Source organism: Burkholderia sp. IDO3, from assembly GCF_003366075.1.
In the GTDB taxonomy this organism is placed as follows: Bacteria; Pseudomonadota; Gammaproteobacteria; order Burkholderiales; family Burkholderiaceae; genus Burkholderia; species Burkholderia anthina.
Map to the genome: position 1 here is coordinate 2,163,614 of NZ_CP028962.1, position 24,593 is coordinate 2,188,206.

Here is a 24,593-nt window from a genome sequence, read left to right on the forward strand (position 1 = left end):
GCGCCTGTCATATGCATCACTAATAAATCATCGAAAAACGACAATGCCGCCGGCGATTCTCCCGCGCGGCGGCATCGTGTCTTCCGAAGCGAAACGGCGCTCAGTACCCCTTCGGCTGGATCGCCGGTGCGCCGACACCGCGCGCGCCGTGCTTGCCGCCGCGCGCGAGGCAGCGCCCGTGCGGGCCGTACACGCCGTCGGCCTCCGGATACAGCGTCAGCAGCACGGAATACAACAGCCCGCCAACCGCCAGCGATACCGGCACGCTGAGATCGAGTCCGCCCGCGAGATTGCCGAGCGGCCCGACGAACTGCCCCGGCAGGTTCACGAACGACAGACCGATGAACGCCGCCGGCAGCCATGCGCCCATCGCGCGCAGGTTCCAGCCGTGCGTGAACCAGTAGTGGCCGCCGCGCAGCCCGCGGTTGAACACCTGCAGGTCGTCGGCGAGATAGAAGCCGCGGCGCGTCACGTAGCCGATCACCATGATCGCCATCCACGGGCAGCTGAACGTGTCGATCAGCGTCGAGAACGTCGCGACGCTTTCGACGAGGTTGAACCAGAAGCGGCCGACGAAGATGAACGCGATCGCGATCGTGCCGATCAGCAGCGTCGCGCGCACGCGGTTCAGGAAGCGCGGGAACATGCTCGACACGTCGAGGCCCGTGCCGTACAGCGCGGTCGTGCCGGTCGACATCCCGCCGATGATCGCGATCAGGCACATCGGCAGCAGGAACCAGCGCGGCGACACGGCGAGCAGCCCGCCGACGTAGTCGTTCGATGCAATGAACGCGGGCGCCTTCGACGCGATGATCGTCGCGGTCGCGAGGCCGAAGAAGAACGGCACGAAGGTCGCGATCTGCGCGGCGAACACGGCGCCCATCACGCGCCGCTTCGGCGTGTGCTGCGGAATGTAGCGCGCCCAGTCGCCGAGCGTCGACGCGAACGACACCGGGTTGCTCAGCGCGACCAGCACCGCGCCGACGAACGCGGCCCAGAAGCCTGCGCTCCCCTGGTTCAGCGTGCCCGCGTAGTTCACGTCGAACATCCCGGCGAACGCAAACAGGCCGGCGACGAACAGCAGGCTCGCGGCCCACACGGCGATCTTGTTGACCCACAGCATGAAGCGGAAGCCGTAGATGCAGACGATCAGCACCAGCACCGCGAACACCAGGTATGCAGCGCCGAGCGTGAAGCCGTTGACCGGCACGCCGACCATGTTGTGCGCACCGCCGACGAGCGCGTCGCCCGAGCTCCACACCGCGAGCGAGAAGAACGCGATCGACGTGAGCAGTGCGAGGAACGAACCGACGATCCGGCCGTGGATGCCGAAATGCGCGCCGGACGAGACCGGATCGCTCGTGCCGTTGCGCGGGCCGAACAGGCTCATCGGCGCGAGGATGCACGTGCCGACCAGGACGCCGAGCACGATCGCGGCAACACCCGCCTTGAACGACAGCCCGACCAGCACGGGGAAGCTGCCGAGCACCGATGTGGAAAACGTATTGCAGCCGCCGAACAGCAGCCGGAACAGATCGATCGGACGCGCATAGCGCGATACGTCGGGAATGCGTTCGAAACCGAACGATTCGACTTGCGTAATCCTGCCTTCACTCATTTGTCTCCAGCTCCTCTGGTGCGTCGGCACGGCCCGCGACTGCGGCCATACGACACATCGTCATCAATTCGCGGCCACTCTAAACCGGATCAGGCGGCGCAAATATCACGCATTCGAGACGTTTACGACGAAGGAGAACAATGTTTTGCGGCAGGGCATCCGCCGGATCCCGCGCCGTCGTCGCGGCGCGGGCGATGCGACGTCAGTGCGCGGGCATGGCCGCCGGCGCGCGGCAGGCGATCAGGCCCCGTTGAACCGCCGGCCGACTCTCGATGTCGGCGAGCCAGCGCTCGACGTGCGGATAGCCGGCGACGTCGATATCGAGTTCGGCCGCCGTGCGCAGCCACGGGAATGCGGCGATGTCGGCGATCGAATACCGCGACGACGCGAGATACGGCGATTCCGACAATCGCCCGTTCGCGACGCCATAGAGGCGCCGCGCCTCGTTCCGATAGCGGTCGATCGCCTCCGCATTGACCGTCTTCGATGCATGCAGGAACCACCAGAGCTGGCCGAGCATCGGCCCGATGCCGCCGATCTGGACATGCAGCCATTGCTGGACCGCCGTGCGCTCGGCCAGCGTTTCCGGGTGCAGGCAGCCCGTTTTCTCGGCGAGATAGCCGAGGATCGCGCCGGATTCGAACACGGCCAGGCCGGTGTCGTGATCGACGATGGCCGGGATCTTGCCGTTCGGGCTGATCGCGAGGAACGCCGGGCTGCGCTGCTCGCCGGCGGACAGGTTCACGTGCACGCGCGCGTACGTCAGCCCGGCCTCCTCCAGGTAGATGGCGATCTTGTGCCCGTTCGGCGTGTCGGCCGTATGGAACGTGAGTGTGTGCGTCGATGTCATGTCGGTCCTTGTCATCCGGTTATCGTTGCAACTACAATCGTTGCAATTGCAATCCTATGCCGGGATCGACACCCCGGCAACATGCCAGTACTCGAAGGAGGGACATGCAGACTGCGCGATCCGGTCCGCCCGTGCGGACGCCCGACACCCGCCGCGCCGCGGCGGCCTGCGTCGAACGGCTGACGGCCCGGCGGCTCTCGCCCCGGCGCGATGCGATGACTCCGCTCGACGCGATCCGCGCGGCCGCCGACTGCCTCGAACGCGATGCGGCGACCGCGGGCCGCGTCTGGATCGTCCGCCCCGACGTACCCGCGGCGACGGCGCGCGCTGCCGAACCTCGCCGCATCAGCGCGTGGCCGCTGCGCTTTCTCGACCCGGCCGGACAGTTCGAACGGCCGCTGCTGTACCTGCTGCAAGCGCATGCGACGGACCGGCTGCGGCTGGCGTCGGCCGAAACGGTCGGCCGCGGGATCTTCGTGAACGACGCGGAAACGTTCCGCTCGTCATGGCCCAAGGGCGTGATGCCCGACGTCCCGCACTGGCTGGCCGCGAACCCCGCGTGCACGCCATACGATCCCGCGTCGGGCGACGAGGCGCTCGCGATCCTGCGCGGCGCGCTGCGCGCGCTCTATGTCGCCGGCCAGCCCGGATTTTGTTATCTCGCGAGCCACGACGGCTGCGTGCCCGGCGTACGCCCCCTTTCCGCCACGGCGGCCCGCGACGCGTTCAACGGCATGGTGCGGGCCGGCCGGCGCGCGGCGGCCGGCTCCGCCGCAAAGATTCGTCTGTGCGGCGCGGGCAGCACGCTCGCGCAGGTGATGGAAGCCGCCGACCTGCTGCATGACGAATGGCGCATCGATTCGACGATCTGGAGCTGTCCGAGCTACACGCGGCTTGCGCGCGATGCGCGCGCCGCCGAACGCTGGAACCTGCTGCACCCGCACGCCGCGCCGCGCATCGCGCACGTCAGCGCGTGCCTCGGCGAAGGCAGCACGCCCGTGCTCGCGGTCACGGGCTATGCACGGCACGTCGCCGCGCAGATCGGCGCGTTCGTCCCTGCCCGCTTCACGGCGCTCGGCGCGGATCTGGCAGGCCCCGGCGCGCGGGCGCCGGATGCGCGCTGGATCGCCGCGGTCGCGATCCGCGTGCTGGCCGACGACGGTCGCGTGCCGGCCGACTGGGCCGCACGGGCCATGCAGCGGTATGCGCGCGGCTGAAACCCGCGACAGCGGCCGCTACTTCGCGCCGGCCGTCGCGTCGCGCGCAGCGGCCGTCGCACGATCGAGCGCGGCGGCCATCGTCGCCTGCTCTTTCGCGCCGAACTGGTCGAGGAAAAGCTCCGCGACCGTCGACTGGTACACCTTCCACATCTTTTTACGCAGCGTGCGCCCCTTGTCGGTGATGCTCGCGAACGCCGCGCGGCCGTCGTCGGCCGAACGGGCGCGCGTGACGAGCCCTTCCTGTTCGAGCCGGTCGACGAGCCGCGTGAGGTTGTAGCGCTCGATCGCGAGCACGTCGGCCAGTTCGTGCATGCGACGCGTGCCGTCGGGCCCGCTTTCCAGCCCCCACAACGCGTCGTACCACGCATACGCGGGCAGGCCGGCGTCCGCGAGACGCCGCTCGATCTCGCGAATCATCGTGCGGTGCGCGCGGACAAACGAGAACCACAGATCCGGTTCGGGTGCGCTCATGTCAGGTCGTTCCTCTCTTTGAATTGCAGTTGCAATTAAATTTTACCTCGATACAATGGGCTTCGATACGATTGCAATTGCAACTATCTGGCCGCCCATCGGCGGCCCTTCCGTCGCGCGCGGCGGCGCCACGACCGTCGCCCCGCGCAGCCTGATGCTTCTGGAGACACTGCATGACCGCACCTCTCGCGCTACCCGACATCGATCCGCAGGAAACCCGTGAATGGCTCGATGCGCTTGAATCCGTCATCGCGCTCGAAGGCCGTCCGCGCGCGCACTACCTGCTCGACCGGCTGGCCGACCTCGATGCGGCCCGCCACGGCGACCTGCACGGCCGCGTGACGACCGCCTATGTGAACACCGTGCCGCGCGCGCGGCAGCCGGCCTACCCGGGCGATCTCGCGCTCGAGCGGCGGCTCAACGCGATGATCCGGTGGAACGCGATGGTCATGGTGCTGCGCGCCGGCCGGCATTCGAACGTCGGCGGCCACATCGCGACCTACCAGTCCGCCGCGGTGCTGTACGACGTCGGCTTCGACCACTTCTTCCGCGGCCGCACCGGCACGTTCGACGGCGACATGGTCTACATCCAGGGGCATTCGGCGCCCGGCATCTATGGCCGCGCATATCTCGAGGGCCGCATCACGGATGCGCAGCTCGACAACTTCCGCCGCGAGACCGGCCGCGAAGCGGGACGCGACGGTCTGTCGTCCTATCCGCATCCGCGCCTGATGCCCGATTTCTGGCAGTTCCCGACCGTCTCGATGGGGCTCGGCCCGCTCACGGCCGCGTATCAGGCGCGCTTCATGCGCTACCTCGAATATCGCGGGCTGAAAGCGCATCAGGGCCGCAAGGTCTGGGCGTTTCTCGGCGACGGCGAAATGGATCAGCCCGAATCGCTCGCCGCGATCTCGCTCGCCGGGCGCGAGCGGCTCGACAACCTGATCTTCGTCGTGAACTGCAACCTGCAGCGCCTCGACGGCCCGGTGCGCGGCAACGGCAAGGTCATCCAGGAACTCGAAGGCACGTTCCGCGCGGCCGGCTGGAACGTCGTCAAGGTGATCTGGGGCGGCGGCTGGGACCGGCTGCTCGAACGCGACACGACCGGCCTGCTGCGCCAGCGGATGATGGAATGCGTCGACGGCGACTACCAGACCTTCAAGTCGCAGAGCGGCGCATACGTGCGCGAGCACTTCTTCGGCAAGTATCCCGAACTGCTCGAACTCGTCGCCGACCTGTCCGACGACGACATCTGGAAACTGGCGCGCGGCGGCCACGATCCGGAGAAGGTGCATGCGGCCTATGCGCAGGCGATGCGCGCGGACGGACGACCGACCGTGGTGCTCGCGAAGACGGTCAAGGGTTTCGGCATGGGCGAAGCCGGCGAAGGCCAGAACATGAACCATCAACTGAAAAAGATGAGCGCGGATGCCGTGCGGGCATTCCGCGACCGCTTCGCGCTGCCGGTCAGCGACGCGCAGCTCGACGAACTGCCCTACCTGAAGCCGGAACCCGGCAGCGCTGAAGCGCGCTATTTCGCGGAACGCCGCGCGGCGCTCGGCGGCCACGTGCCGGCCCGCTTCAGCGACGTCGCGCCGCTGCCGGTGCCGCCGCTCGCCGCGTTCGACGGCCAGCTCAAGGACAGCGGCGAGCGCGGGCTGTCGACCACGATGGCCTTCGTGCGCATCCTCGGCACGCTGCTGAAGGACCCGAATGTCGGCAAGCTCGTCGTGCCGATCGTGCCGGACGAATCGCGCACGTTCGGGATGGAAGGCCTGTTCCGCCAGATCGGCATCCATTCGCATCTCGGCCAGCTCTATACGCCGCAGGACGCCGGCCAGCTCAGCTATTACAAGGAAGCGAAGGACGGGCAGATCCTGCAGGAAGGCATCAACGAGTCGGGCGCGATCGCGTCGTGGATCGCGGCCGGCACCGCGTACAGCAACCACGGGCTGCCGACGATTCCGTTCTACATCTTCTATTCGATGTTCGGGCTGCAGCGGGTCGGCGATCTCGCGTGGGCGGCCGGCGACGCACGCACGCGCGGCTTCCTGCTCGGCGCGACGTCGGGACGCACGACGCTGATGGGCGAAGGGCTGCAGCACGACGACGGGCACAGCCACGTGCTGTCGTCGGTGATTCCGAACTGCGTGTCGTACGACCCGACCTACGCGTACGAACTCGCGGTGATCGTGCGCGACGGGTTGCGACGGATGTATGCGGAGCACGAAGACGTGTACTACTACATCACGCTGCTCAACGAGAACTACCCGCATCCGGCGCTGCCCGACGGCGCGGAAACCGGCATCCTCAAGGGCCTCTATCTGCTGCGGGACGGCGCGGCGCGCACGGGTACGCCGCATGTGCAGCTGATGGGCAGCGGTTCGATCCTGCGCGAGGTGCTCGCCGCGAGCGACCTGCTGGCGCAGGACTTCGGCGTGACGACCGATGTGTGGAGCGCGACGAGCCTGACCGAGCTGCGTCGCGACGGGCTCGCCGCGGAGCGCTGGAACCTGCTGCATCCGGACGCGCCGGCGCGCGTGCCCTACGTGCAGCAATGCCTCGACGGTCGCGCCGGGCCCGTGGTCGTCACGACCGACTACATGAAGATCGTCGGCGACCAGATCCGCGGCTTCGTCGACGGCCGGCGCTTCGTGTCGCTCGGCACCGACGGCTTCGGCCGCTCGGATACGCGCGAAGCGCTGCGCACGTTCTTCGAGGTCGACCGGCACTTCATCGCGATCGCGACACTGAAGGCGCTCGCCGACGACGGCACGATCGCGCGCGCGCAGGTTGGCGAGGCGATCCGGCGTTACGGGATCGACATCGACAAGGTCGACCCGGCAACGGTGTAAGCGCGTGCGCGCACGTCGCAAGCTTCGTGCGCGCCGGGCCGCGCGGCGGGCGAAAACGAAGGTGCCTGCCGCGCGGCCCCTGCTCCGCGTTACGGCCGCGACTGCGCAAGCGAGCCAGGTACCTGCTGCGCCGTTCCCGCCGGCCAGCCGCCCGCGAGCGCCTTGTACAGCGCGACCGTCGACGCCGCGCTGCGCATCTGCCCGTCGGCGGCCGCGTCCTGCGCCTGCAGCAACGTCCGCTGCGCGTCGAGCACTTCGTAGTAGTCGATCGCGCCGGCCGAGAAACGCGTCTGCGCGAGCTGCGTCGCGCGTGCGCTGTCGTCCGCGGCACGCACCAGATGCGTGGTCTCGTCGCGCGTGCGCGCGACGCGCAGCAGCGCGTTCTCGGTTTCCTCCAGCGCGCCGAGCACGGTCTGCCGATACTGCGCGAGCTGGCCGGCCGCTTCCGCATCGCTCGCGGCGATTCGTGCCCGCACGCGGCCGACGTCGAGGAACGACCAGTCGATGCCGAGCGCGATCAGGTTCGTGTCGCTGCCCGCGCGGAAGAACCCGTAACTGCTCGTCGCGCTGCCGAGCAACCCCGACAGCGTGAAGCGCGGAAATAGGTCGGCCGTCGCGACGCCGACCCGCGCGGTCGCCGCATGCAGCCGCGCTTCGGCCGCAGCCACATCCGGGCGCCGGCGCAGCAGATCGCCAGGCGTGCCCGGATCGAGGTCGGCGGCGAGCGCCGGCAACGGCACCGTCGCGCCCTTCGGCACGTCGAACCGGCCGATCAGCGCGTCTGGCGTCTGCCCGGTCAGCACCGCGAGCCGGTGCTCGTCGACGCCGATCGCCGCTTCGTATACGGCGACCCGCGACGTCGTCGACTCGTACTGCGCACGCGCGCGTGCCGCATCGAGTTCGGAGCCGCGCCCCGCGCCGACGCGCGCATTGATCAGCGCGAGCGTCTGCTTCTGGTTGTCGGCGTTCTCGCGCGCGATCCGCAGCCGCTCCTGCGAACCGCGCAGATCGACGTAGGTGCTCGCGACCTCGCCCGCGATCGCGACTCGCACCGCGCGCACGTCGGCCGCGCTGGCCGCCGTTTCCGCGCGTTGCGACTCGATCGAACGGCGCACCCGCCCGAACAGGTCCAGCTCCCATGCGGCGTTGATCCCGACGCTCGAAACCGGCGTATCGCGCTGGCTGCGCGGCGCGCCGAACGCCTGATCCTTGCTCATCAGCTGATGGCCGATCTGCCCGCTCGCGGTGAGCGTCGGATAGCGATCGAACGTCGCCTGCGACAGCAGCGCATTCGACGCGTCGTAGCGCGACACCGCGACTTGCAGATCCTGGTTCGCCGCGAGCGCCGCATCGATCAGCTGCGTGAGCGCCGGATCGCCGAAGCCGCGCCAGAACGTGGCGTCGGCAGCGGCCGACGCATCCGGCGGCGACGTATCCTGCGTGGCCGGATGCGCGTCGCGCGCGAAGCGCGCCGCGGTCGCCGTGTCGGGCCGTTTGAAATCGGGGCCGACCGCGCAGGCGGCGAGCGTCACCGACATCGCGAGCGCGGAAAGACGGAAAGCGGCGCTCATCGGTTTTCTCCTTCGAGGGTGCCGTGCTGTTCGCTCCAGACGGCCGGCGTGCCGCCCGCGAGCTTGCGGATCGCCACATAGAACACGGGCGTGAGGAACAGCCCGAACAGCGTGACGCCGAGCATCCCCGCGAACACGGTGACGCCCGTTGCGGCGCGCACTTCGCTGCCCGCGCCGCTGCCGATCAGCAGCGGCACCGAACCGGCAATGAACGCGACCGACGTCATCACGATCGGGCGCAGCCGCAGCCGGCACGCTTCGAGCGCCGCTTCGATCGCGCCCTTGCCCTGGATTTCGAGCTCGCGCGCGAATTCGACGATCAGGATCGCGTTCTTGCATGCGAGCCCCATCAGCACGACCAGACCGACCTGCACGAACACGTTGTTGTCGCCACCCGACAGCCATACGCCGAACAGCGCCGCGCACATGCACACCGGCACGATCAGGATCACCGCGAGCGGCAGCGTCCAGCTCTCGTACAGCGATGCGAGCACGAGGAACACGAGCATCACCGCGAGCGGGAACACGACGATCGCCGCGTTGCTCTGCGTGACCTGCTGGTAGCTGAGGTCGGTCCATTCGAGCGTGATGCCGGGCGGCAGCACGTCCTTCGCGATCTGCTGCAGCTTCGCGATCGTCTGCGACGACGACATCGCCTTCGGGTCCGCATCGCCGATCAGATCGGCGGCCGGATAGCCGTTGTAGCGCACGACCGGGTCCGGCCCGTACGCGGGCGCGACCGTCACCATCGAGCCGATCGGCACCATCTCGCCCTTCGCGTTGCGCGTGCGCAGGTTCGCGATGTCGGCGGCGGTCTGCCGGTGCCCGGCATCGGCCTGCGCCATCACGCGGTACACGCGCCCGAATGCGTTGAAGTCGTTCACGTACATCGAGCCGAGATAGACCTGCAGCGTATTGAACAGGTCGGTCAGCGCGACGCCCTGCGCCTTCGCCTTGAGCCGGTCGACCTTCACCTCGAGCTGCGGAATGTTCGCCTGGTACGAGCTGACCGGATAGCTCATCCCGGGCGTCTTCGCGACCGCCGCCTGGAATGCGCTCAACGCGTTCTGCAGCTCACCGTAGCCGAGCCCGCCGCGATCCTCGAGATACAACGAATAGCCGGAACCGTTGCCGAGGCCCTGGATCGGCGGCGGCATCAGCGCATAGGTGATGCCGCCGCCGATCGCCGCGAAGCGCGCGTTCAGGTCCGCGTTGATCTGCGCGGCGCTGCGGTGGCGCTGGTCGAACGGCTTCAGGATCACGTACGAATTCGTGATGTTCGGCGTGTTCACGCCCTGCAGCGCGTTCAGTCCGGCAAACGCCGGCACCATCTCGACGCCGTCGGTGCCGAGCGCGATCTTCGTCATCTGCTCGGTCACCGCGCTGGTGCGCGCAAGCGACGCGCCTTCCGGCAGCTTCGCGCCGGCGAACAGGTACAGCTTGTCCTGCACGGGGATGAAGCCACCCGGCACCGCGTTGAACAGCAGCGCGGTGGCCGCGAGCAAGGCCGAGTAGACGACGAACACCGCGCCGCGCCGCTTCAGCGTGCGCGCGACGACGCCGTGATAGCGATCGGCGCTGCGCTCGAAGAACCGGTTGAACGGATGGAACAGCCAGCCGAACGCACGGTCGAGCCCACGCGTAAGCGCATCCTTCGGCGCGCCGTGCGGGCGCAGCAGCTTCGCGGCGAGCGCGGGCGACAGCGTCAGCGAGTTGATCGCGGAGATCACCGTCGAGATCGCGATCGTCACCGCGAACTGCTTGTAGAACTGGCCGGTGACGCCCGACATGAACGCCATCGGCACGAACACCGCGCACAGCACGAGCGCGATCGCGACGATCGGCCCCGACACCTCGCGCATCGCCTGGTGCGCGGCGTCGCGCGGGCTCAGGCCCTGCGCGATGTTGCGCTCCACGTTCTCGACGACGACGATCGCATCGTCGACGACGATCCCGATCGCCAGCACGAGCCCGAACAGCGTCAGCGTGTTGATCGAATAGCCGAGCAGATAGAGCCACGCGAACGTGCCGACCACCGACACCGGCACCGCGACGAGCGGGATGATCGACGCGCGCCAGGTCTGCAGGAACAGGATCACGACGAGCACGACCAGCACGACGGCCTCGATCAGCGTGTGCTGCACCGCGCGGATCGACTCGCGCACGAACACGGTCGGGTCCCACACCGGTCGATACGCGACGCCCGGCGGGAAGCGCTTCGACAGTTCGTCGAGCTTCGCATACACGGCCTTCGCGACGTCGAGCGCATTCGCGCCCGGCGACAGGAAGATGCCGACCACCGCCGAATGCTTGTCGTTGAAATACGAGCGCAACGTGTAGTCGCCCGCGCCGAGTTCGATGCGCGCGACGTCGGACAGCTTCACGACCTGGCCGTCGTCGCCGTTGCGCAGCACGATGTCGCCGAACTCCTGCACGGTACGCAGCCGGCCGCGCACGTTGATCGATACCAGGAAGTCGTTTTTCTTCGCCGACGGCTCCGCGCCGAGCTGGCCGGCCGACACCTGCACGTTCTGCTCGCGCACGGCGGCGATCACGTCGCTCGCGGTCAGCCCGCGCGACGCGAGCCGGTTCGGGTCGAGCCAGAGCCGCATCGCGTAGTCGCCGGAGCCGTACACGCCGACGTCGCCGATGCCGGTCAGGCGCGACAGCTCGTCCTTCACGTGCAGCGTCAGGTAGTTGCGCAGGTACAGCGAATCGCGGCTGTTGTCCGGCGAATAGAGGCTCACGTACATCAGCGGCGTCGGCGACTGCTTCTGCGTGGTCACGCCGTACTGGCGCACCTCGTCGGGCAGGCGCGACAGCGCCTGGCTCACGCGGTTCTGCACGCGCACCGCGGCGGTGTCGGGATCGACGCCCTGCAGGAACGTGACGACGACCTGCAGGCTGCCGTCCGAACCGGCAACCGACTTCATGTACATGATCCCTTCGACGCCGTTGATCGCCTCTTCCAGCGGTTCGGCGACCGATTCGGCGATTTCCTTCGGGTTCGCGCCCGGATACGTCGCACGCACGACGACGCTCGGCGGCACGACTTCCGGATATTCGCCGGCGGGCAGCATCGGGATCGAGATCAGGCCGAGCGCGAAGATCACGATCGACAGCACGACCGCGAAGATCGGACGGTCGATGAAGAATCGGGAGAAATCCATCGTCAGTCTCCCGTTATTGCACGGCCGGCGCGGCCGGCGCGCCGGCGTCCGCGTTGGCGACGGCCTGCGTGCCGCTGCCCGGGCCGGTGCCGGCGCCCGCCTCCGCGCGCGCGGGTAGCGCCTTCGGCTTGACCTGCGCACCCGGATAGTAGATCCGCTGCACGCCATCGACGACCACGCGGTCGCCCGACTGCAGCCCCTTCTCGACGATCCGCTCGCCGTCGAGCTCGCGCCCGATCGTCACGTCGCGACGCAGCGCCTTGTCGCCGGCGCCGATCACATACACGTACTTGCGATCCTGGTCGGTGAGCACGGCCTTGTCGTCGACGAGCAGCGCATCCTGGTCGCGGCCGCTGACGAGCTGCACGCGCGCATAGAGGCCCGGCGTGAACGTATGTTCGGCATTCGACAGCCGCACGCGTGCGCGGATCGTGCCGGTTTGCGGATCGAGCCGGTTGTCGAGGAAATCCACGGTGCCCGCGTGCGGAAAGCCCGTCTCGTTCGCGAGGCCCACGCGTACCGGATCGGCGCCGATCGCGCGATGCGTCGGATCGGCACGCCGCGCGTTGTAGCGCAGATAGCTCTGCTCGTCGCAGTCGAAATACACGTAGACGGGATCCTGCGACACGACGGTGGTCAGCAGCGTGTCGTCCGCACGCGCGAGATTGCCCGCCGTTGCGATCGCGCGGCCGACACGGCCCGCGATCGGCGCGCGCACGTCGGTAAAGCCGAGATTGAGCTTCGCATCGGCGACGGCCGCGTCGGCCGCCTGCAGGTCCGCGCGCGCCTGCTCGGCGGTCGCGCGCGCGTTGTCGAGTTCTTCCTGCGACGTTGCATGCGCATCGATCAGCGTCTGCACGCGCTTGAGCTGCACGTTCGCGAGGCTCGCGGCCGCGCGTGCGCGCTGCTGCTGCGCGTTCGCTCGGTCGAGCGCGATCCGGTACGGACGCGGGTCGATCTCGAACAGCACGGTGCCCTGCGCCACGAGGTCGCCCTCCTTGTACGCGACGCGTTGCAGATAGCCGCTCACGCGCGGCCGCAATTCGACGGCGTCGACGGCCTCGACGCGTCCGTTGAATTCGTCCGCGAGGCGGATCGTGCGCGGGGCGACGGTCGTCACCCCGACTTCGGGAAGGGGATGGGCCGACGATGCGTCTTTGCCGTCGTGACAGCCCGACAACGCCAGCAGCAGAGCGCAGGCCGCGCCCAAAGGCGACGTCCTGCGTAGGGATAAGGAGAGCATGGTGCCTCGCGACGGGTTAAACTGCCGCGTAGCATAAAAGTTGAAGTTAACTTCAAGTCAAGCTTTCCCGGAGGGCGTCATGGGTATCGACGAAACACCGCAATGGCCGCTGATGTCGATCCGCGAAGTGGCCGCGCGCAGCGGCGTACCGGCGTCGACGCTGCGCTTCTACGAGACGCGCGGGCTCATCAAGTCGCATCGCAACGGTTCGAGCCATCGCCACTATTCGCGCGCGGTGCTGCGGCTGATCGCATTCATCGTGTTCGCGCAGAAGATCGGCTATTCGCTCGACGAGATCGCCGAACAGCTCGTGAGCCTGCCGGAAGACGCCGCGCCGACCAACAAGGACTGGCAGCGGCTGTCGCGCGGCTGGAAGCAGCGCGTCGCAAGCCGGATCGAGGAGCTGCAGCGGCTCTACATCAATCTCGACGAATGCATCGGGTGCGGCTGCCTGTCGCTGAAACGCTGCAAGCTGACCAACCCCGAGGACCGCGCGGGCCGCAACGGGCCCGGCGCGCGGCGCTGGCTCGGCGATACGCCGCCCGATCTCGACTGACGCAGGCGGCCGGCGCCGCGCCGGCGTTCGTTGTCACCCCACCCGCCAGCCGCCGTTCACCGCGATCGTCGCGCCGGTGACGAACGCCGCGCGCGGCCCGGCGAGCCACGCAACGGCATCCGCGACATCGTCCGGATGCCCGGCGCGGCCGACCGGCGTCTGCTCGCGGATCGTCGCCGCGATGGCCGGCGCGACGCCGCCGTCGCCAAACAAGCGCGTGTCGGCGATATAGCCGGGCGCGACCGTATTGACCGTGACGCCGCGCGGCCCGAGCTCGCGCGCGAGCGCGACGGTGAACCCTTCGATGCCCGCCTTCGCCGCCGCATACGCGAGGCCGCCCGGCAGCAGGCTGCCGGCGCGCGCCGCGATCGATCCGATGTTGACGATCCGCGCGGCGCGGTCGGCCAGGTGCGGCAACACGGCCATCGTCGCGACGAACGCGCTTTTCAGGTTCGCATCGAGCACGGCGTCCCACACGGTTTCCGCATCGGCTGCCTCCGTGTCCGCGCCGACGCGCCCCGTCAGCCCCGCGTTGTTGACCAGCACGTCGATGCGCGACGATCGCGCCGACGGCCGCCGTCGCGTCCGGCCGCCGGCTCAGGTCGGCCGCGTGCCCGATCGCCGCGTCGCCGAGCCGCGCGACGGCGGCGTCCAGCCTTCGTGCGTCGCGCCCGACGATCGCGACGCGATATCCGCTTTCCACCAGCCTGCTCGCGATCGCAAAGCCGATCCCGCTCGACCCGCCCGTGACGATCGCCGTTCGCCGCCGTTCGCTGCCCGTCATGTCCTGCCCTCCTTTCCTCGATGTTGACGATTGGTGACACTGGCAGTCTGGACAACGCATGGCGATAGGTAAAATACGAATTCGATGACCTACTGATACGAAAAAGGTATCGCATGATCGATCTGCGCCAGTTCAGGCAATTCATTGCCGTCGCCGAAACGCTGAGCTTCCGGCGCGCCGCCGAGCGCCTGCATATGGCTCAGCCGCCGCTGAGCGCCGCGATCCGCAAGCTCGAGGACGCGCTCGGCGTCGCGCTGTTCGAACGCGACAACCGCGGCTCGACGCTCACGCCGGCCGGCGACGCGTTCCTGCTCGAAGCGCGACGCGCGATCGAGCAGGCCGAGCGCGCGGTAGCCGTCGCGCGGCGCGCGGGCGCCGGCCTCGGCGGCACGCTGCGGCTGCGGTTCGTCGACAGCACGGTCAACGCGCTGCTGCCGCTGATCCTCCGCGCGTTCCAGGAGCGGCATCCGGACGTCGCTTTCCAGCTGGAAGAAGGCACGACCGCCGAGCAGGTGCTCGCGCTGCGGCAGGACCGCACGGACGTCGGCCTCGTCGTGCTGCCGGTTGCCGATGCCGCCGACGTGCACGTCGAGCCGCTGCTGCGCGACCGGATGGTCGCCGCGCTGCCCGACGGCCACCGGCTCGCGCGCCGCCGGCGCATCGCGCTGGCCGAGCTGGCGGACGAACCCTGGGTGCTGTTCGCCCCGCATCACGGGCCCGGCATGCATGCGCTGATCGTGACCGCCTGCGCGCAGGCCGGCTTCGCGCCGCGCGTGGTTCAGCAGCCGCGCCAGATGCAGACGACGGCCGGGCTCGTCGCGGGCGGCATCGGCGTCGCGCTGATGCCGCGGCTGTTCGTGCCGATGCGGCCGCAAGGCATTACGTTCTGCGAACTGACGGGTGCGGGCAGCCCGCTCGCGTACGAACTGGCGATCGCGTACCGGACGCCGTCGCCGCTCGTCGATGCGTTACGCGAGACCGCGCGGCGGGCGGTCGACACGCTGGGGCTCGTCGCGGCGACGTGACTGTGCACATGACGTGCGCACGACGCGCTCAACGCTCAGACGCGCAGGATGCTGAGCGCGACGTCGAGCACCGCCTGGCGGAACGCATCCCGCCGCGTGGGCAGCGACGTGAACTCCAGCATCATGTGGCTGTACGACACCGTCGTGCCGACCGCGCTCGCGATCATGAAGAACAGCACGTTCGGATCGACCGGGCGGATCTCGCCGGCCTCGACCGCCTCCGCCAGCAGCGGAAACATCGCGTCGTGATACGGGCGCACGATCCGCTGCTGCAGGCAGTCGAGCCGGGCGCCCTCCTCGGTCGCCGCCGTCGAGAAGAACATGCCGATGTCCGGCTCGTCGAATTCGTGATCGACGCACAGCTCGATCGCGCGCCGCACGCGCTCGCGATGCGGCAATGACGACTCGCGCAGCGCGCGCAACGCGTCGAACTGCGGTTGCGCGAGATCGACGATCTGCTCGACGACGGCCAGCCACAACGTTTCCTTCGTGCCGAAATGATGGGCGATCAGCGCCGCGTCGATGCCCAGCTCGCGCGCGACTTCGCGCACGCTCGTCGCATCGTAGCCGCGCTTCGCGAACGTGCGGCGCGCGGCCCGCAATATCACGTCCGGACCGACGGACGCGTCCGCCAGCGGCCGCCCGCGCGTACGCCGCTTCGACGGCGCGCGCTCAGTGACTTCAGCCACGTTTTCCTGCTCCCGTTGAATGAATCGAATGCCCGTGTTCGGGCCCCGGTTTCGCATGCTCGCCACCGGGCTGCCTGCCACGCTCCGTTGACACGCGAAGTCGAGAGGCGCTACGATCATACCTTATTCATCACGTGATGATTTATTCATGACAACCCCTACTCGCATCGTGATCGTGGGCGGCGGGATCGCCGGATTGCAGCTCGCGACCCGCCTGGGCGAGCGCCTCGGCCGTTCCGGGCGCGCGCAAGTCACCGTCGTCGACCGCAGCCCGACCCACGTATGGAAGCCGATGCTGCATACGATCGCGGCCGGCACGCGCGACGTGCAGCAACAGCAGGTCATCTTCCTCGCGCACGCACGCGATCACGGCTACACGTACCAGCCCGGCGAGCTGAAGGGGCTCGATCGCGCGCGCCGCCGCGTGCAGCTCGGCGAGATTCGCTCGCAGAACGGCGAGCGCGTGATCGACGCGCGCGAGATCGAATACGACGTGCTGATCCTCGCGCTCGGCAGCCAGGCCAACGATTTCGGCGTGCCGGGCGTGCGCGAGCACTGCTACTTCATCGACAGCCAGCAGCAGGCCGAAACCTTCAACGAAGCGCTGCGCATGCGGGTGTTCCGCAGCATCGCGCGCGACGAGCCGTTTCGCGTCGCGATCGTCGGCGCTGGAGCAACGGGCGTGGAACTGGCGGCGGAACTGAGCCGCCTGCTCGAAGTGGCCCAGGCCTATGGCGATGCGACGGTGCGCGAGCGGCTGCGGCTTACGCTGCTCGAAAGCGGCCCGCGCATCCTTGCCGCGTTTCCGCCGAAGATTTCCGCGTCCGCGCAGCGGCGGCTCGAGCAGATCGGTTTTCATGTGCTGACGTCGACGCGCGTGACGGCCGCCGACGCGAACGGGTTCCACTATGGCGACGGTTCGTTCGCCGAAGCGGATCTGATGGTGTGGGCGGCCGGCGTGAAGGCGCCCGATTTCATGCAGGCGCTCGGCGGGCTCGACACGAACCGCGCGAACCAGATCCTGGTGCGGCCCACGCTGCAGGCCACGGCCGACGAGCACGTGTTCGCGATCGGCGATTGCGCGAGCCTGCAGCCCGACGGCCAGGAACGGCCGCTGCCGCCGACCGCGCAGGTCGCGACGCAGCAGGCCGAGCATCTCGCGAAGCACCTGCCCGCGTGGCTCGACGGCAAGCCGATGCCGCCGTTCGCGTTCCACGATTTCGGCGCGCTCGTGTCGATCAGCGACTACGACGCGTTCGGCACGCTCGGGCAGTTCGGGTTCTTTCGCGGCGGATTCATCCAGGGGCGATTCGCGCAATTCAGCCACCTGATGCTGTACCGGCGGCACCAGCAGGCGCTGCACGGATTCTCCAAGGCGACCTTGCTGTGGATCGCCGAACGGATCAACGGCTGCGTGCAGCCGCGCATCCGCCTGTCGTGATGCCACGCGTCGCGGCATCGCGTAACGTTTCGAGGAAAACAGACATGAACGACCGTGCAGCGCCCTGGCTCATGACCGTTGCCGCGATCGGCAGCTTCGACATGCCACCCGTCTCGTGGGGCGGCCCGCGGCGGCGCAGCATCACGCGCGACCGGTTGCCGTCGTGGGACCCGGCAAGCAAGCCGACCATCAGCGTGCTCGAACGGCCCACGGCCGACACAGTGATGATTTCGTGGTGCGATGCGTGCACCGGACATTACGGCTATCAGAAGTGGCGGCTGTTCACGACGCGCAAGCGCGGCGTCTGTGCGCTGTCGGGGCGGCCGATCCTGGCCGGCGACAGCGTCTACGCACCGCAATTGCTCGGCTCGGCGCCGGGCAATGCCGCCGCGATGGTGCTCGCGGCGTGCATCGATACCGCAGTTTCCGCGACGGCCGATGCGTGACGCACAGGCCGGCGAGCACCTGAACGACCGATTCGTCGTTGCCGGCGACGATCGGCCACGACCCGTCATGCACGCGATGGCGTGACCGGGCATGGCGCGTATCGATACCGCCGCCCATCTCGCGTCGCTGCAAACCGGCCGGGAATGCAATATATTTCCGTCGCAACCGCCGAGGGTGCCTGCCATCGAGCCCGGCATCCCTTCAATTGCGAAAGCGTCGCGCCTTCGCCACCGACCGACGCCTGAAATAAACCCGGCCTAACCGTATCAGCGACGTATGCTTGCAAAGAAATCCCGAATCCTCATTGCGGCTGCCGCCATTTTCGCGGCTCATGCCCAAGCCCAATCCACCTCGCCGACACCGGTTCCCGAACGGCTCCCGTACGACATTCCGTACGGCCCGCCCATTACGCTCGCGCAAGCGCGTACCGTCATTGCGGCGGCCGAAGCCGAGGCGCGGCACCGAAACTGGAAATACGCGGTCGTCGTCGTCGATAGCGGCGGAAATCTGATTTCGTGCGACAAAATGGACGGCACGCAACTCGCGTCCGTCGAGATCGCCGAAGCCAAGGCGCGTGCGTCGGTGCGTTTTCGCAGGCCGACCAAGGATATGCAGAACGCGATCAACAATGGCGGCGCGACCGGCAACCTCAGCATTCCGGGTATTCTCGCCGGCGAAGGCGGCATTCCGATCGTGATCGGCGGGCAATTGATCGGCGCGATCGGCACCAGCGGCGGCGCGGGCGTGCAGGACAGCGTGATCGCGGCTGCCGGTGCGGCGGCAATCAGGTAAATCGCGCACAACAGGCAGGCTCTCGACGAATCGATTATTCCTTCAACTGAATAATCTTTTCTGACATTTCAATTACAGCCGGTTTTCACGTATCCGCGGTCAATTGCGGCCCGGCGGATTCACAGCGTGCCGGCCGGAATTCGACGCCCGATTCCGTCGCGAAAATACGCGATCCCGGCAATATCGATACACTCCCCCTCACGATGAAAATTTGAACGGGGTTATTGGACGCGAAAATGGAACCGGTTCCATTTTCGCGTCCCCGGATGATGCCCCGCCTTAACAGATAAAAAGCTGATTCTCACGGCATGTGGCATTCTCCGTTCAGCCGGTCATGATCGTTTGCCGGTGTGTTCGGATGCGTGACGCAATGCCGTGAAGGAAGACATTCCGGTCGTTGCGACCGGGAGCGACTCCCCTCGCGGAATCTTCTAAGAAAGAAAATATCTCTCGCAAAAAGACGAAAACGACATGGCCCCACACGATCATGAAAGGCGCGTCACAGCGCGCGCCGGCGTTACCCGGAGAACGGCGCTGAAAGTGATGGCGGCGGCGCTGACGCAAGTCGGGCTGTTGACCGCCGCCCCCGGATCCGCCTTCGCACAGCAGCCGTCGCTCGACGGCAAAACCTTTCTCGCGCTGTCGAAAGCGCTGACAGGCCATCCGGATCTCGACCCGACGACGGCCTCGCGCCTCGTCGACGCATTCGGTCGCACCGATGCCGGGTTTGCCGCGCGTGCGACCGCGCTGGCGCAACGCGTCCGCCCCGGCCAGACGCCCGCGCAACTGCTGGCCGATGCCGACGGCGCCGGCCTGCACGACACGGCACTCGCGATCGTCGCCGCGTGGTACACGGGCACCGTCGGACATGGCCAGAAGGCCGTGATGGTCGCCTATGCCGATGCGCTGATGTACGACACCGTCCACGACGGGATGAGCGCGCCGACCTATTGTTCGAACGGCCCGCTGTGGTGGACCGCCGAACCGCCGCCGGCCGATGTCGCGCCGCCCCGCAAAACGGTTGCGCCAGCAACTACCCCGCTCCAGCAAAAGCACGCCTGAATCCCATGAGAACTCCTGAATTTGAATCGAACGGCGACGTGTCGGCCGACGTCGTGATCGTGGGATCCGGCGTGGTGGGCGGCCTGATCGCCGACCAGTTGGTCAGCCAGGGCCATTCGGTGCTGATCATCGAATCCGGCCTGCGCATCGAACGCGCGCAGGCGGTCGAGAACTGGCGCAACATGCCCTTCGACAATCGCGTGGGCTCCGACTTCCAGGGGCTCTACCCGCAGGCGCCGAACGCGCCGGCCCCGCTGTATTTTCCGAAGAACAACTACGTCGGCCTGAGCGGCCGCGACGGCCAGAGTTTCCAGCAGGGTTATCTGCGCACGGTCGGCGGCACGACGTGGCACTGGGCCGCGTCGAGCTGGCGGCACCTGCCGGTCGATTTCCGGATGAAGTCGACGTATGGCGTCGGCCGCGACTGGCCGATCTCCTATGACGATCTCGAACCGTATTACTGCCGCGCGGAAGAGCAGATGGGCGTCGCCGGGCCGAGCGATCCGGCCATGCAGTCGCCGTCGCAGCGCAGCCGCCCGTATCCGATGGACATGGTGCCGTGGGGCCATGGCGACCGGCGCTTCGCCGAAGTCGTCAACGCGCACGGCTATCGATCGATCCCGATTCCGCAGGCGCGCAGCACGCGGCCGTGGCAAGGCCGCCCGGTCTGCTGCGGCAACAACAACTGCCAGCCGATCTGCCCGATCGGCGCGATGTACAACGGCATCCATCACATCGAGCGCGCGGAGCGCAAGGGTGCTAAGGTGCTCGCCGAATCGGTCGTCTACAAGATCGACACCGATGTGAACAATCGCGTGACGGCCGTGCACTGGTACGACACGTCGCGCAAGTCTCACAAGGCGAGCGGCAAGATGTTCGTGCTCGCCTGCAACGGCATCGAGACGCCGCGCCTGCTGCTGCTCGCCGCGAACGAACGCAATCCGCGCGGCATCGCGAACGGCTCGGACCAGGTCGGCCGCAACATGATGGATCACTCGGGCTTCCACTGCACGTTCCTCGCGAACGAGCCGATGTGGCTCGGCCGCGGCCCCGCGCAGAGCAGCTGCATCGTCGGCCCGCGCGACGGCGATTTCCGCGGGCAGTATTCGGCGAACAAGATGATCCTGAACAACATCTCGCGCGTCGGGCCGGCCACGCAGCAGGCGCTGAAGCTCGGCCTGGTCGGCAAGGCGCTCGACGAGGAAATCCGGCGTCGCGCGATCTACGGCGTCGACCTGTCGATCAGCCTGGAGCCGCTGCCGGATCCGAACAACCGCCTGACGCTCAGCAAGACGCGCGTCGATCCGCTCGGCCTCGCGTGCCCCGACATCCACTACGACGTCGGCGACTACGTGCGACGCGGCTACGACGCGGCATGCAAGCAGCTCACGCATATCGGCAGCCTGTTCGACGCGGTCGAGTTCAACATCACGACGTCGCTGAACGCGAACAATCACATCATGGGCGGCACCATCATGGGCGCCGATCCGAAGAACTCGGTCGTCGACGGCGACTGCCGCGCGCACGACCATGCGAACCTGTGGCTGCCGGGCGGCGGCGCGATGCCGTCGGCGTCCGTCGTCAACACGACGCTGTCAATGGCGGCCCTCGGCCTGAAAGCCGCGGATTCGATTTCCGCCAGCCTCGCGAAGGGTTGATCCGATGAAACACACGATCCAACGACAACTTCGCACGCTGCGCGCCGCCGGCTACGGCGCTGCCATCGCACTCGGACTGTTCGGCATCGCCGGCAGCATGCCCGCGTTCGCGCAAACGGCATCGACATCGGCATCGGCCGATGCCGCGCTGATCGAAAAAGGCCATCAGCTCGCGATCGCGGCGGACTGCATGGCCTGCCATACCGCGCTCGACGGCGGCAAACCATTCGCGGGCGGATACGGCATCGCGTCGCCGATGGGGCAGATCTATTCGAGCAACATCACGCCATCGAAAACGGCCGGCATCGGCAACTACACCGAGGCGCAGTTCGCACGCGCGCTGCGCGAAGGCGTGCGCGCGGACGGCGCACGCCTGTATCCGGCGATGCCGTATACGTCGTACAGCGGCCTCAGCGACGACGACGTGCTCGCGCTTTACAGCTACTTCATGCACGCCGTGAAGCCGGTCGACGATCCCGCACCCGCGACGAACCTGCCGTTCCCGTTCGGCATGCGCATCGCGATGGCGGGCTGGAACATGCTGTTCCTGACGAACAAGCGTTTCGAGGCCGATCCGGCGCACGATGCGCAGTGGAATCGCGGTGCGTACCTGACCAACGTGCTCGCGCACTGCAGCGCGTGCCACACGCCGCGCAACGCGTTGATGGCCGAAGACTTCGGCCGCAACCTGGGTGGCGCACAGCTCGGCGCGTGGTATGCGCCGAACATCACGTCGGATCCGGTGAGCGGGATCGGCGCGTGGACCGACGACGAGCTGGTGTCGTACCTGAAGACCGGCCGCGCCCCCGGGAAGAACCAGGCGGCCGGCCCGATGGCGGAAGCCGTGCAGAACAGCCTGCAGTATCTGTCGGACGCGGATCTGCAATCGATCGTCACGTATCTGCGCAGCACGAAGCCGATCCGCGACGCGCATGAGTCTGCCCCGGCATTCACGCACGGTCGCGTGGTCAGCAGCGAAGCAACGTTGCGCGGCATGTCCGCGTTGAATGCGAACGGCTCGCTGACGACGGGCGCGGCGCTGTTCAGCGGCTACTGCGCGAGCTGTCACCAGGCCAACGGCAAGGGCAGCCCGAGTCAGGCGTATCCGTCGCTGTCGAACAACACCGCCACAGGCTCGCGCAATCCGTCGAACCTGATTGCCGCGATCCTGTACGGCGTCGACCGCGACGCAGGCGGCCAGCACGTGCTGATGCCGTCGTTCGGCGAGGATTCGTACGTCCAGCCGCTGAAGGATGATCAGATCGCCGCGATCGCGAACTACGTGCTCGCGCAATACGGCAATGCCGACGTGACCGTGACGCCGGACGATGTGGCCGTCGTGCGCAGCGGCGGCCCGGTTCCGCTGCTCGTGCGGGCCCGGCCGCTGATGCTGGCGGCGCCGGTGGTTGTCGTGCTGCTGATCGTATTCGGGATCATGGTCCGGCGCCGCCGCGCGCGTCGCGTGGCGCCCGGCCAGAGCGCGGTCTGATCGGCTGCGGCCTTGTCGCGATGCCGCCGAACGTTCGCCGCGGCAGCCGTGACTGACGGCATGAACGCGATGTAGCCGCCAGAGGTTGCCGCGATGCGCGGCAACCTCGCGAACCGCCGGCTCTCCGGGCGCGTGATGCGCCGTCGCCGGCACACGCTCAGGTCAGGCTTGCCTGACCGGCCTCAGGCGCCGGCCCGTCGATCTGCCGTTCCAGTTCGGCGTCGAGATGCGCGGCATGCGCCGCGGCCTCCGACTCCGACATCAGCGCCCCCTCCCACTTCGCGACCACCGCGCTGGCGATCGAATTGCCCACCGCATTGGTGGCCGAGCGCCCCATGTCGAGGAAGGTATCGACGCCGAGAATCAGCAGCAGCCCGGCTTCGGGAATGTCGAACTGGTGCAGCGTCGCCGCGATCACGACGAGCGATGCGCGCGGCACGCCGGCCATCCCCTTCGACGTCAGCATCAGGATCAGCAGCATCGTGATCTGCGTGCCGAGCGACAGGTGGATGTCGTACGCCTGCGCGATGAACAGCGACGCGAACGTGCAGTACATCATCGAGCCGTCGAGGTTGAACGAATAGCCCATCGGCATCACGAAGCTCGAGATCTTGCGCCGCACGCCGAAGCGGTCGAGCGCATCGAGGATCTTCGGGTACGCGGCTTCGGAGCTGGCCGTCGCGAACGACAGCATGAACGCTTCCTTGATCAGCACGAGCAGCTTGAACACGCGGCGGCCGAGGAACAGCAGGCCGGCGGCGACGAGCGTGCTCCACAGCAGGAACAGGCTCACGTAGAAGTCGCCCATGAACACCGCGAACTTCAGCAGGATCGACAGCCCGTTGATCGCAACCGTCGACGCCATCGCCGCCAGCACCGCGAGCGGCGCGAGCTTCATCACGTAGCCGGTGATCTTCAGCATCACGTGCGCCAGCTGGTCGATCGCGACGACGAGAATCTTGCCGCGCTCGCCGAGCGCCGACAGCGCGACGCCGAAGAACATCGAGAACACGACGATCTGCAGGATCTCGTTGTTGGCCATCGCCTCGGCGAACGATTTCGGCACCATGTGGCCGACGAAATCCTTCAGCGTGAACTTCGACGTCGCGAGATGCGCGGACGCGCCGATGTCCGGCAGCGGCAGGCCGAGATTCTCGCCGGGCCGCAGCAGGTTCGCCATCAGCAGCCCGAGCAGCAGCGAGATCAGCGACGCGGTGACGAACCAGCCGAGCGCCTTCACGAACACGCGCCCCACCGACGACGCATCGCCCATGTGCGCGATGCCGACGACGAGCGTCGAGAACACCAGCGGGCCGATCACCATCTTGATCAGCCGCAGGAACACGTCGGACACGAGCGAGATGTAGCCGGCGATCTCGACGGCCGACTGCTTGTTCGGAAACTGCGTGTAGATCAGGTAGCCGATGAGGATGCCGGCCGCCATCGCGAGCAGGATCCAGACTGCTGCGGACATTCGTTTGTTCATAGCGGAATTCGATGCACGGGGCAGGAATTGAAGGGCGAAAAGCGCGCGCCGGTGCCGTGCCGCGGCGCGCGTGTTGCGGGTCGGTCGTGCCCGGCATGCCGGGCCGCCGCCGCGCTTGCTGCTGCGAAAGGGACTGCGAAAGTCCGCGAACGGATGCGCTGCCGCC

18 protein-coding genes and 1 pseudogene are annotated in these 24,593 nt (G+C 67.9%); 10 read left to right on the plus strand and 9 right to left on the minus strand.

From position 1 onward, the window contains the following. Positions 1 to 100 precede the first annotated feature (100 nt). Both DCN14_RS09910 and DCN14_RS09915 read right to left on the minus strand, forming a co-directional pair. On the minus strand, positions 101 to 1,618 hold the full coding sequence (locus tag DCN14_RS09910; RefSeq protein WP_096501256.1) for a cytosine permease: 1,518 nt from the start codon (positions 1,616 to 1,618) through the stop codon (positions 101 to 103). Between the two features lie 202 nt (positions 1,619 to 1,820). Next, positions 1,821 to 2,468: a glutathione binding-like protein gene (locus tag DCN14_RS09915; protein WP_096501258.1), complete on the minus strand. Its 648-nt coding sequence runs from the start codon at positions 2,466 to 2,468 to the stop codon at positions 1,821 to 1,823. 215 nt (positions 2,469 to 2,683) lie between these two features. On the opposite strand from DCN14_RS09915, the gene DCN14_RS09920 reads away from it, so the two are divergent. Beyond that, a complete protein-coding gene (locus DCN14_RS09920; protein WP_240327198.1) occupies positions 2,684 to 3,685 on the plus strand; it encodes a pyruvate dehydrogenase in 1,002 nt (333 codons plus the stop codon). Between the two features lie 18 nt (positions 3,686 to 3,703). Here DCN14_RS09920 and DCN14_RS09925 read toward each other — a convergent pair whose 3' ends face one another. Beyond that, complete coding sequence (locus DCN14_RS09925) at positions 3,704 to 4,159, minus strand: MarR family transcriptional regulator (RefSeq protein WP_096501262.1); 456 nt, start codon at positions 4,157 to 4,159, stop codon at positions 3,704 to 3,706. 173 nt (positions 4,160 to 4,332) lie between these two features. Between DCN14_RS09925 and aceE the strand changes: the two genes are divergently transcribed. Next, the gene (aceE, locus tag DCN14_RS09930) at positions 4,333 to 7,014 is read left to right on the plus strand and encodes a pyruvate dehydrogenase (acetyl-transferring), homodimeric type (protein WP_096501264.1); all 2,682 of its coding nucleotides are present in this window, start codon (positions 4,333 to 4,335) and stop codon (positions 7,012 to 7,014) included. Positions 7,015 to 7,103: 89 nt separating this feature from the next. Here aceE and DCN14_RS09935 read toward each other — a convergent pair whose 3' ends face one another. Genes DCN14_RS09935 through DCN14_RS09945 form a run of 3 tightly spaced genes read right to left on the minus strand, consistent with a single transcriptional unit; the run spans position 7,104 to position 12,998 of the window. Further along, the gene (locus DCN14_RS09935; protein ID WP_096501266.1) at positions 7,104 to 8,585 is read right to left on the minus strand and encodes an efflux transporter outer membrane subunit; all 1,482 of its coding nucleotides are present in this window, start codon (positions 8,583 to 8,585) and stop codon (positions 7,104 to 7,106) included. Continuing rightward, positions 8,582 to 11,755, minus strand: coding sequence for a multidrug efflux RND transporter permease subunit (locus DCN14_RS09940; RefSeq protein WP_096501268.1), 3,174 nt, complete (start codon positions 11,753 to 11,755; stop codon positions 8,582 to 8,584). Before DCN14_RS09940 ends, DCN14_RS09935 begins: the two co-directional genes overlap by 4 nt. Before the next feature lie 13 nt (positions 11,756 to 11,768). After that, a complete protein-coding gene (locus DCN14_RS09945; protein WP_096501270.1) occupies positions 11,769 to 12,998 on the minus strand; it encodes an efflux RND transporter periplasmic adaptor subunit in 1,230 nt (409 codons plus the stop codon). A 79-nt stretch (positions 12,999 to 13,077) separates the two neighbouring features. Between DCN14_RS09945 and soxR the strand changes: the two genes are divergently transcribed. After that, on the plus strand, positions 13,078 to 13,554 hold the full coding sequence (soxR, locus tag DCN14_RS09950; protein ID WP_096501272.1) for a redox-sensitive transcriptional activator SoxR: 477 nt from the start codon (positions 13,078 to 13,080) through the stop codon (positions 13,552 to 13,554). A 33-nt stretch (positions 13,555 to 13,587) separates the two neighbouring features. On the opposite strand, the pseudogene DCN14_RS09955 reads toward soxR, so the two are convergent. Beyond that, positions 13,588 to 14,338 (minus strand): annotated as a pseudogene (locus DCN14_RS09955) (SDR family oxidoreductase). 113 nt (positions 14,339 to 14,451) lie between these two features. Between DCN14_RS09955 and DCN14_RS09960 the strand changes: the two are divergent. Further along, a complete protein-coding gene (locus DCN14_RS09960; RefSeq protein ID WP_096501274.1) occupies positions 14,452 to 15,363 on the plus strand; it encodes a LysR family transcriptional regulator in 912 nt (303 codons plus the stop codon). Between the two features lie 35 nt (positions 15,364 to 15,398). Here the strand turns inward: DCN14_RS09960 and DCN14_RS09965 are convergent, their stop codons facing one another. Further along, on the minus strand, positions 15,399 to 16,052 hold the full coding sequence (locus DCN14_RS09965; RefSeq protein WP_096501276.1) for a TetR/AcrR family transcriptional regulator: 654 nt from the start codon (positions 16,050 to 16,052) through the stop codon (positions 15,399 to 15,401). Positions 16,053 to 16,200: 148 nt separating this feature from the next. On the opposite strand from DCN14_RS09965, the gene DCN14_RS09970 reads away from it, so the two are divergent. The 6 genes from DCN14_RS09970 (at position 16,201) to DCN14_RS09995 (ending at position 22,941) form a co-directional block, all read left to right on the plus strand. Further along, positions 16,201 to 17,493: an NAD(P)/FAD-dependent oxidoreductase gene (locus DCN14_RS09970; RefSeq protein ID WP_096501278.1), complete on the plus strand. Its 1,293-nt coding sequence runs from the start codon at positions 16,201 to 16,203 to the stop codon at positions 17,491 to 17,493. Positions 17,494 to 17,537: 44 nt separating this feature from the next. Beyond that, on the plus strand, positions 17,538 to 17,939 hold the full coding sequence (locus DCN14_RS09975) for a DUF3331 domain-containing protein (RefSeq protein WP_096501280.1): 402 nt from the start codon (positions 17,538 to 17,540) through the stop codon (positions 17,937 to 17,939). A 277-nt stretch (positions 17,940 to 18,216) separates the two neighbouring features. Beyond that, entirely contained in the window at positions 18,217 to 18,732 is a 516-nt protein-coding gene (locus DCN14_RS09980; RefSeq protein WP_096501286.1) for a heme-binding protein, read from the plus strand. 543 nt (positions 18,733 to 19,275) lie between these two features. Further along, positions 19,276 to 19,794: a sorbitol dehydrogenase family protein gene (locus DCN14_RS09985; RefSeq protein ID WP_240327200.1), complete on the plus strand. Its 519-nt coding sequence runs from the start codon at positions 19,276 to 19,278 to the stop codon at positions 19,792 to 19,794. A gap of 5 nt (positions 19,795 to 19,799) precedes the next feature. After that, positions 19,800 to 21,452: a GMC family oxidoreductase gene (locus DCN14_RS09990; protein ID WP_096501291.1), complete on the plus strand. Its 1,653-nt coding sequence runs from the start codon at positions 19,800 to 19,802 to the stop codon at positions 21,450 to 21,452. Positions 21,453 to 21,456: 4 nt separating this feature from the next. Further along, positions 21,457 to 22,941: a cytochrome c gene (locus DCN14_RS09995; RefSeq protein ID WP_096501293.1), complete on the plus strand. Its 1,485-nt coding sequence runs from the start codon at positions 21,457 to 21,459 to the stop codon at positions 22,939 to 22,941. Positions 22,942 to 23,098: 157 nt separating this feature from the next. Here the strand turns inward: DCN14_RS09995 and DCN14_RS10000 are convergent, their stop codons facing one another. Beyond that, positions 23,099 to 24,427: a dicarboxylate/amino acid:cation symporter gene (locus DCN14_RS10000; RefSeq protein WP_096501296.1), complete on the minus strand. Its 1,329-nt coding sequence runs from the start codon at positions 24,425 to 24,427 to the stop codon at positions 23,099 to 23,101. Between the last annotated feature and the right edge of the window lie 166 nt (positions 24,428 to 24,593).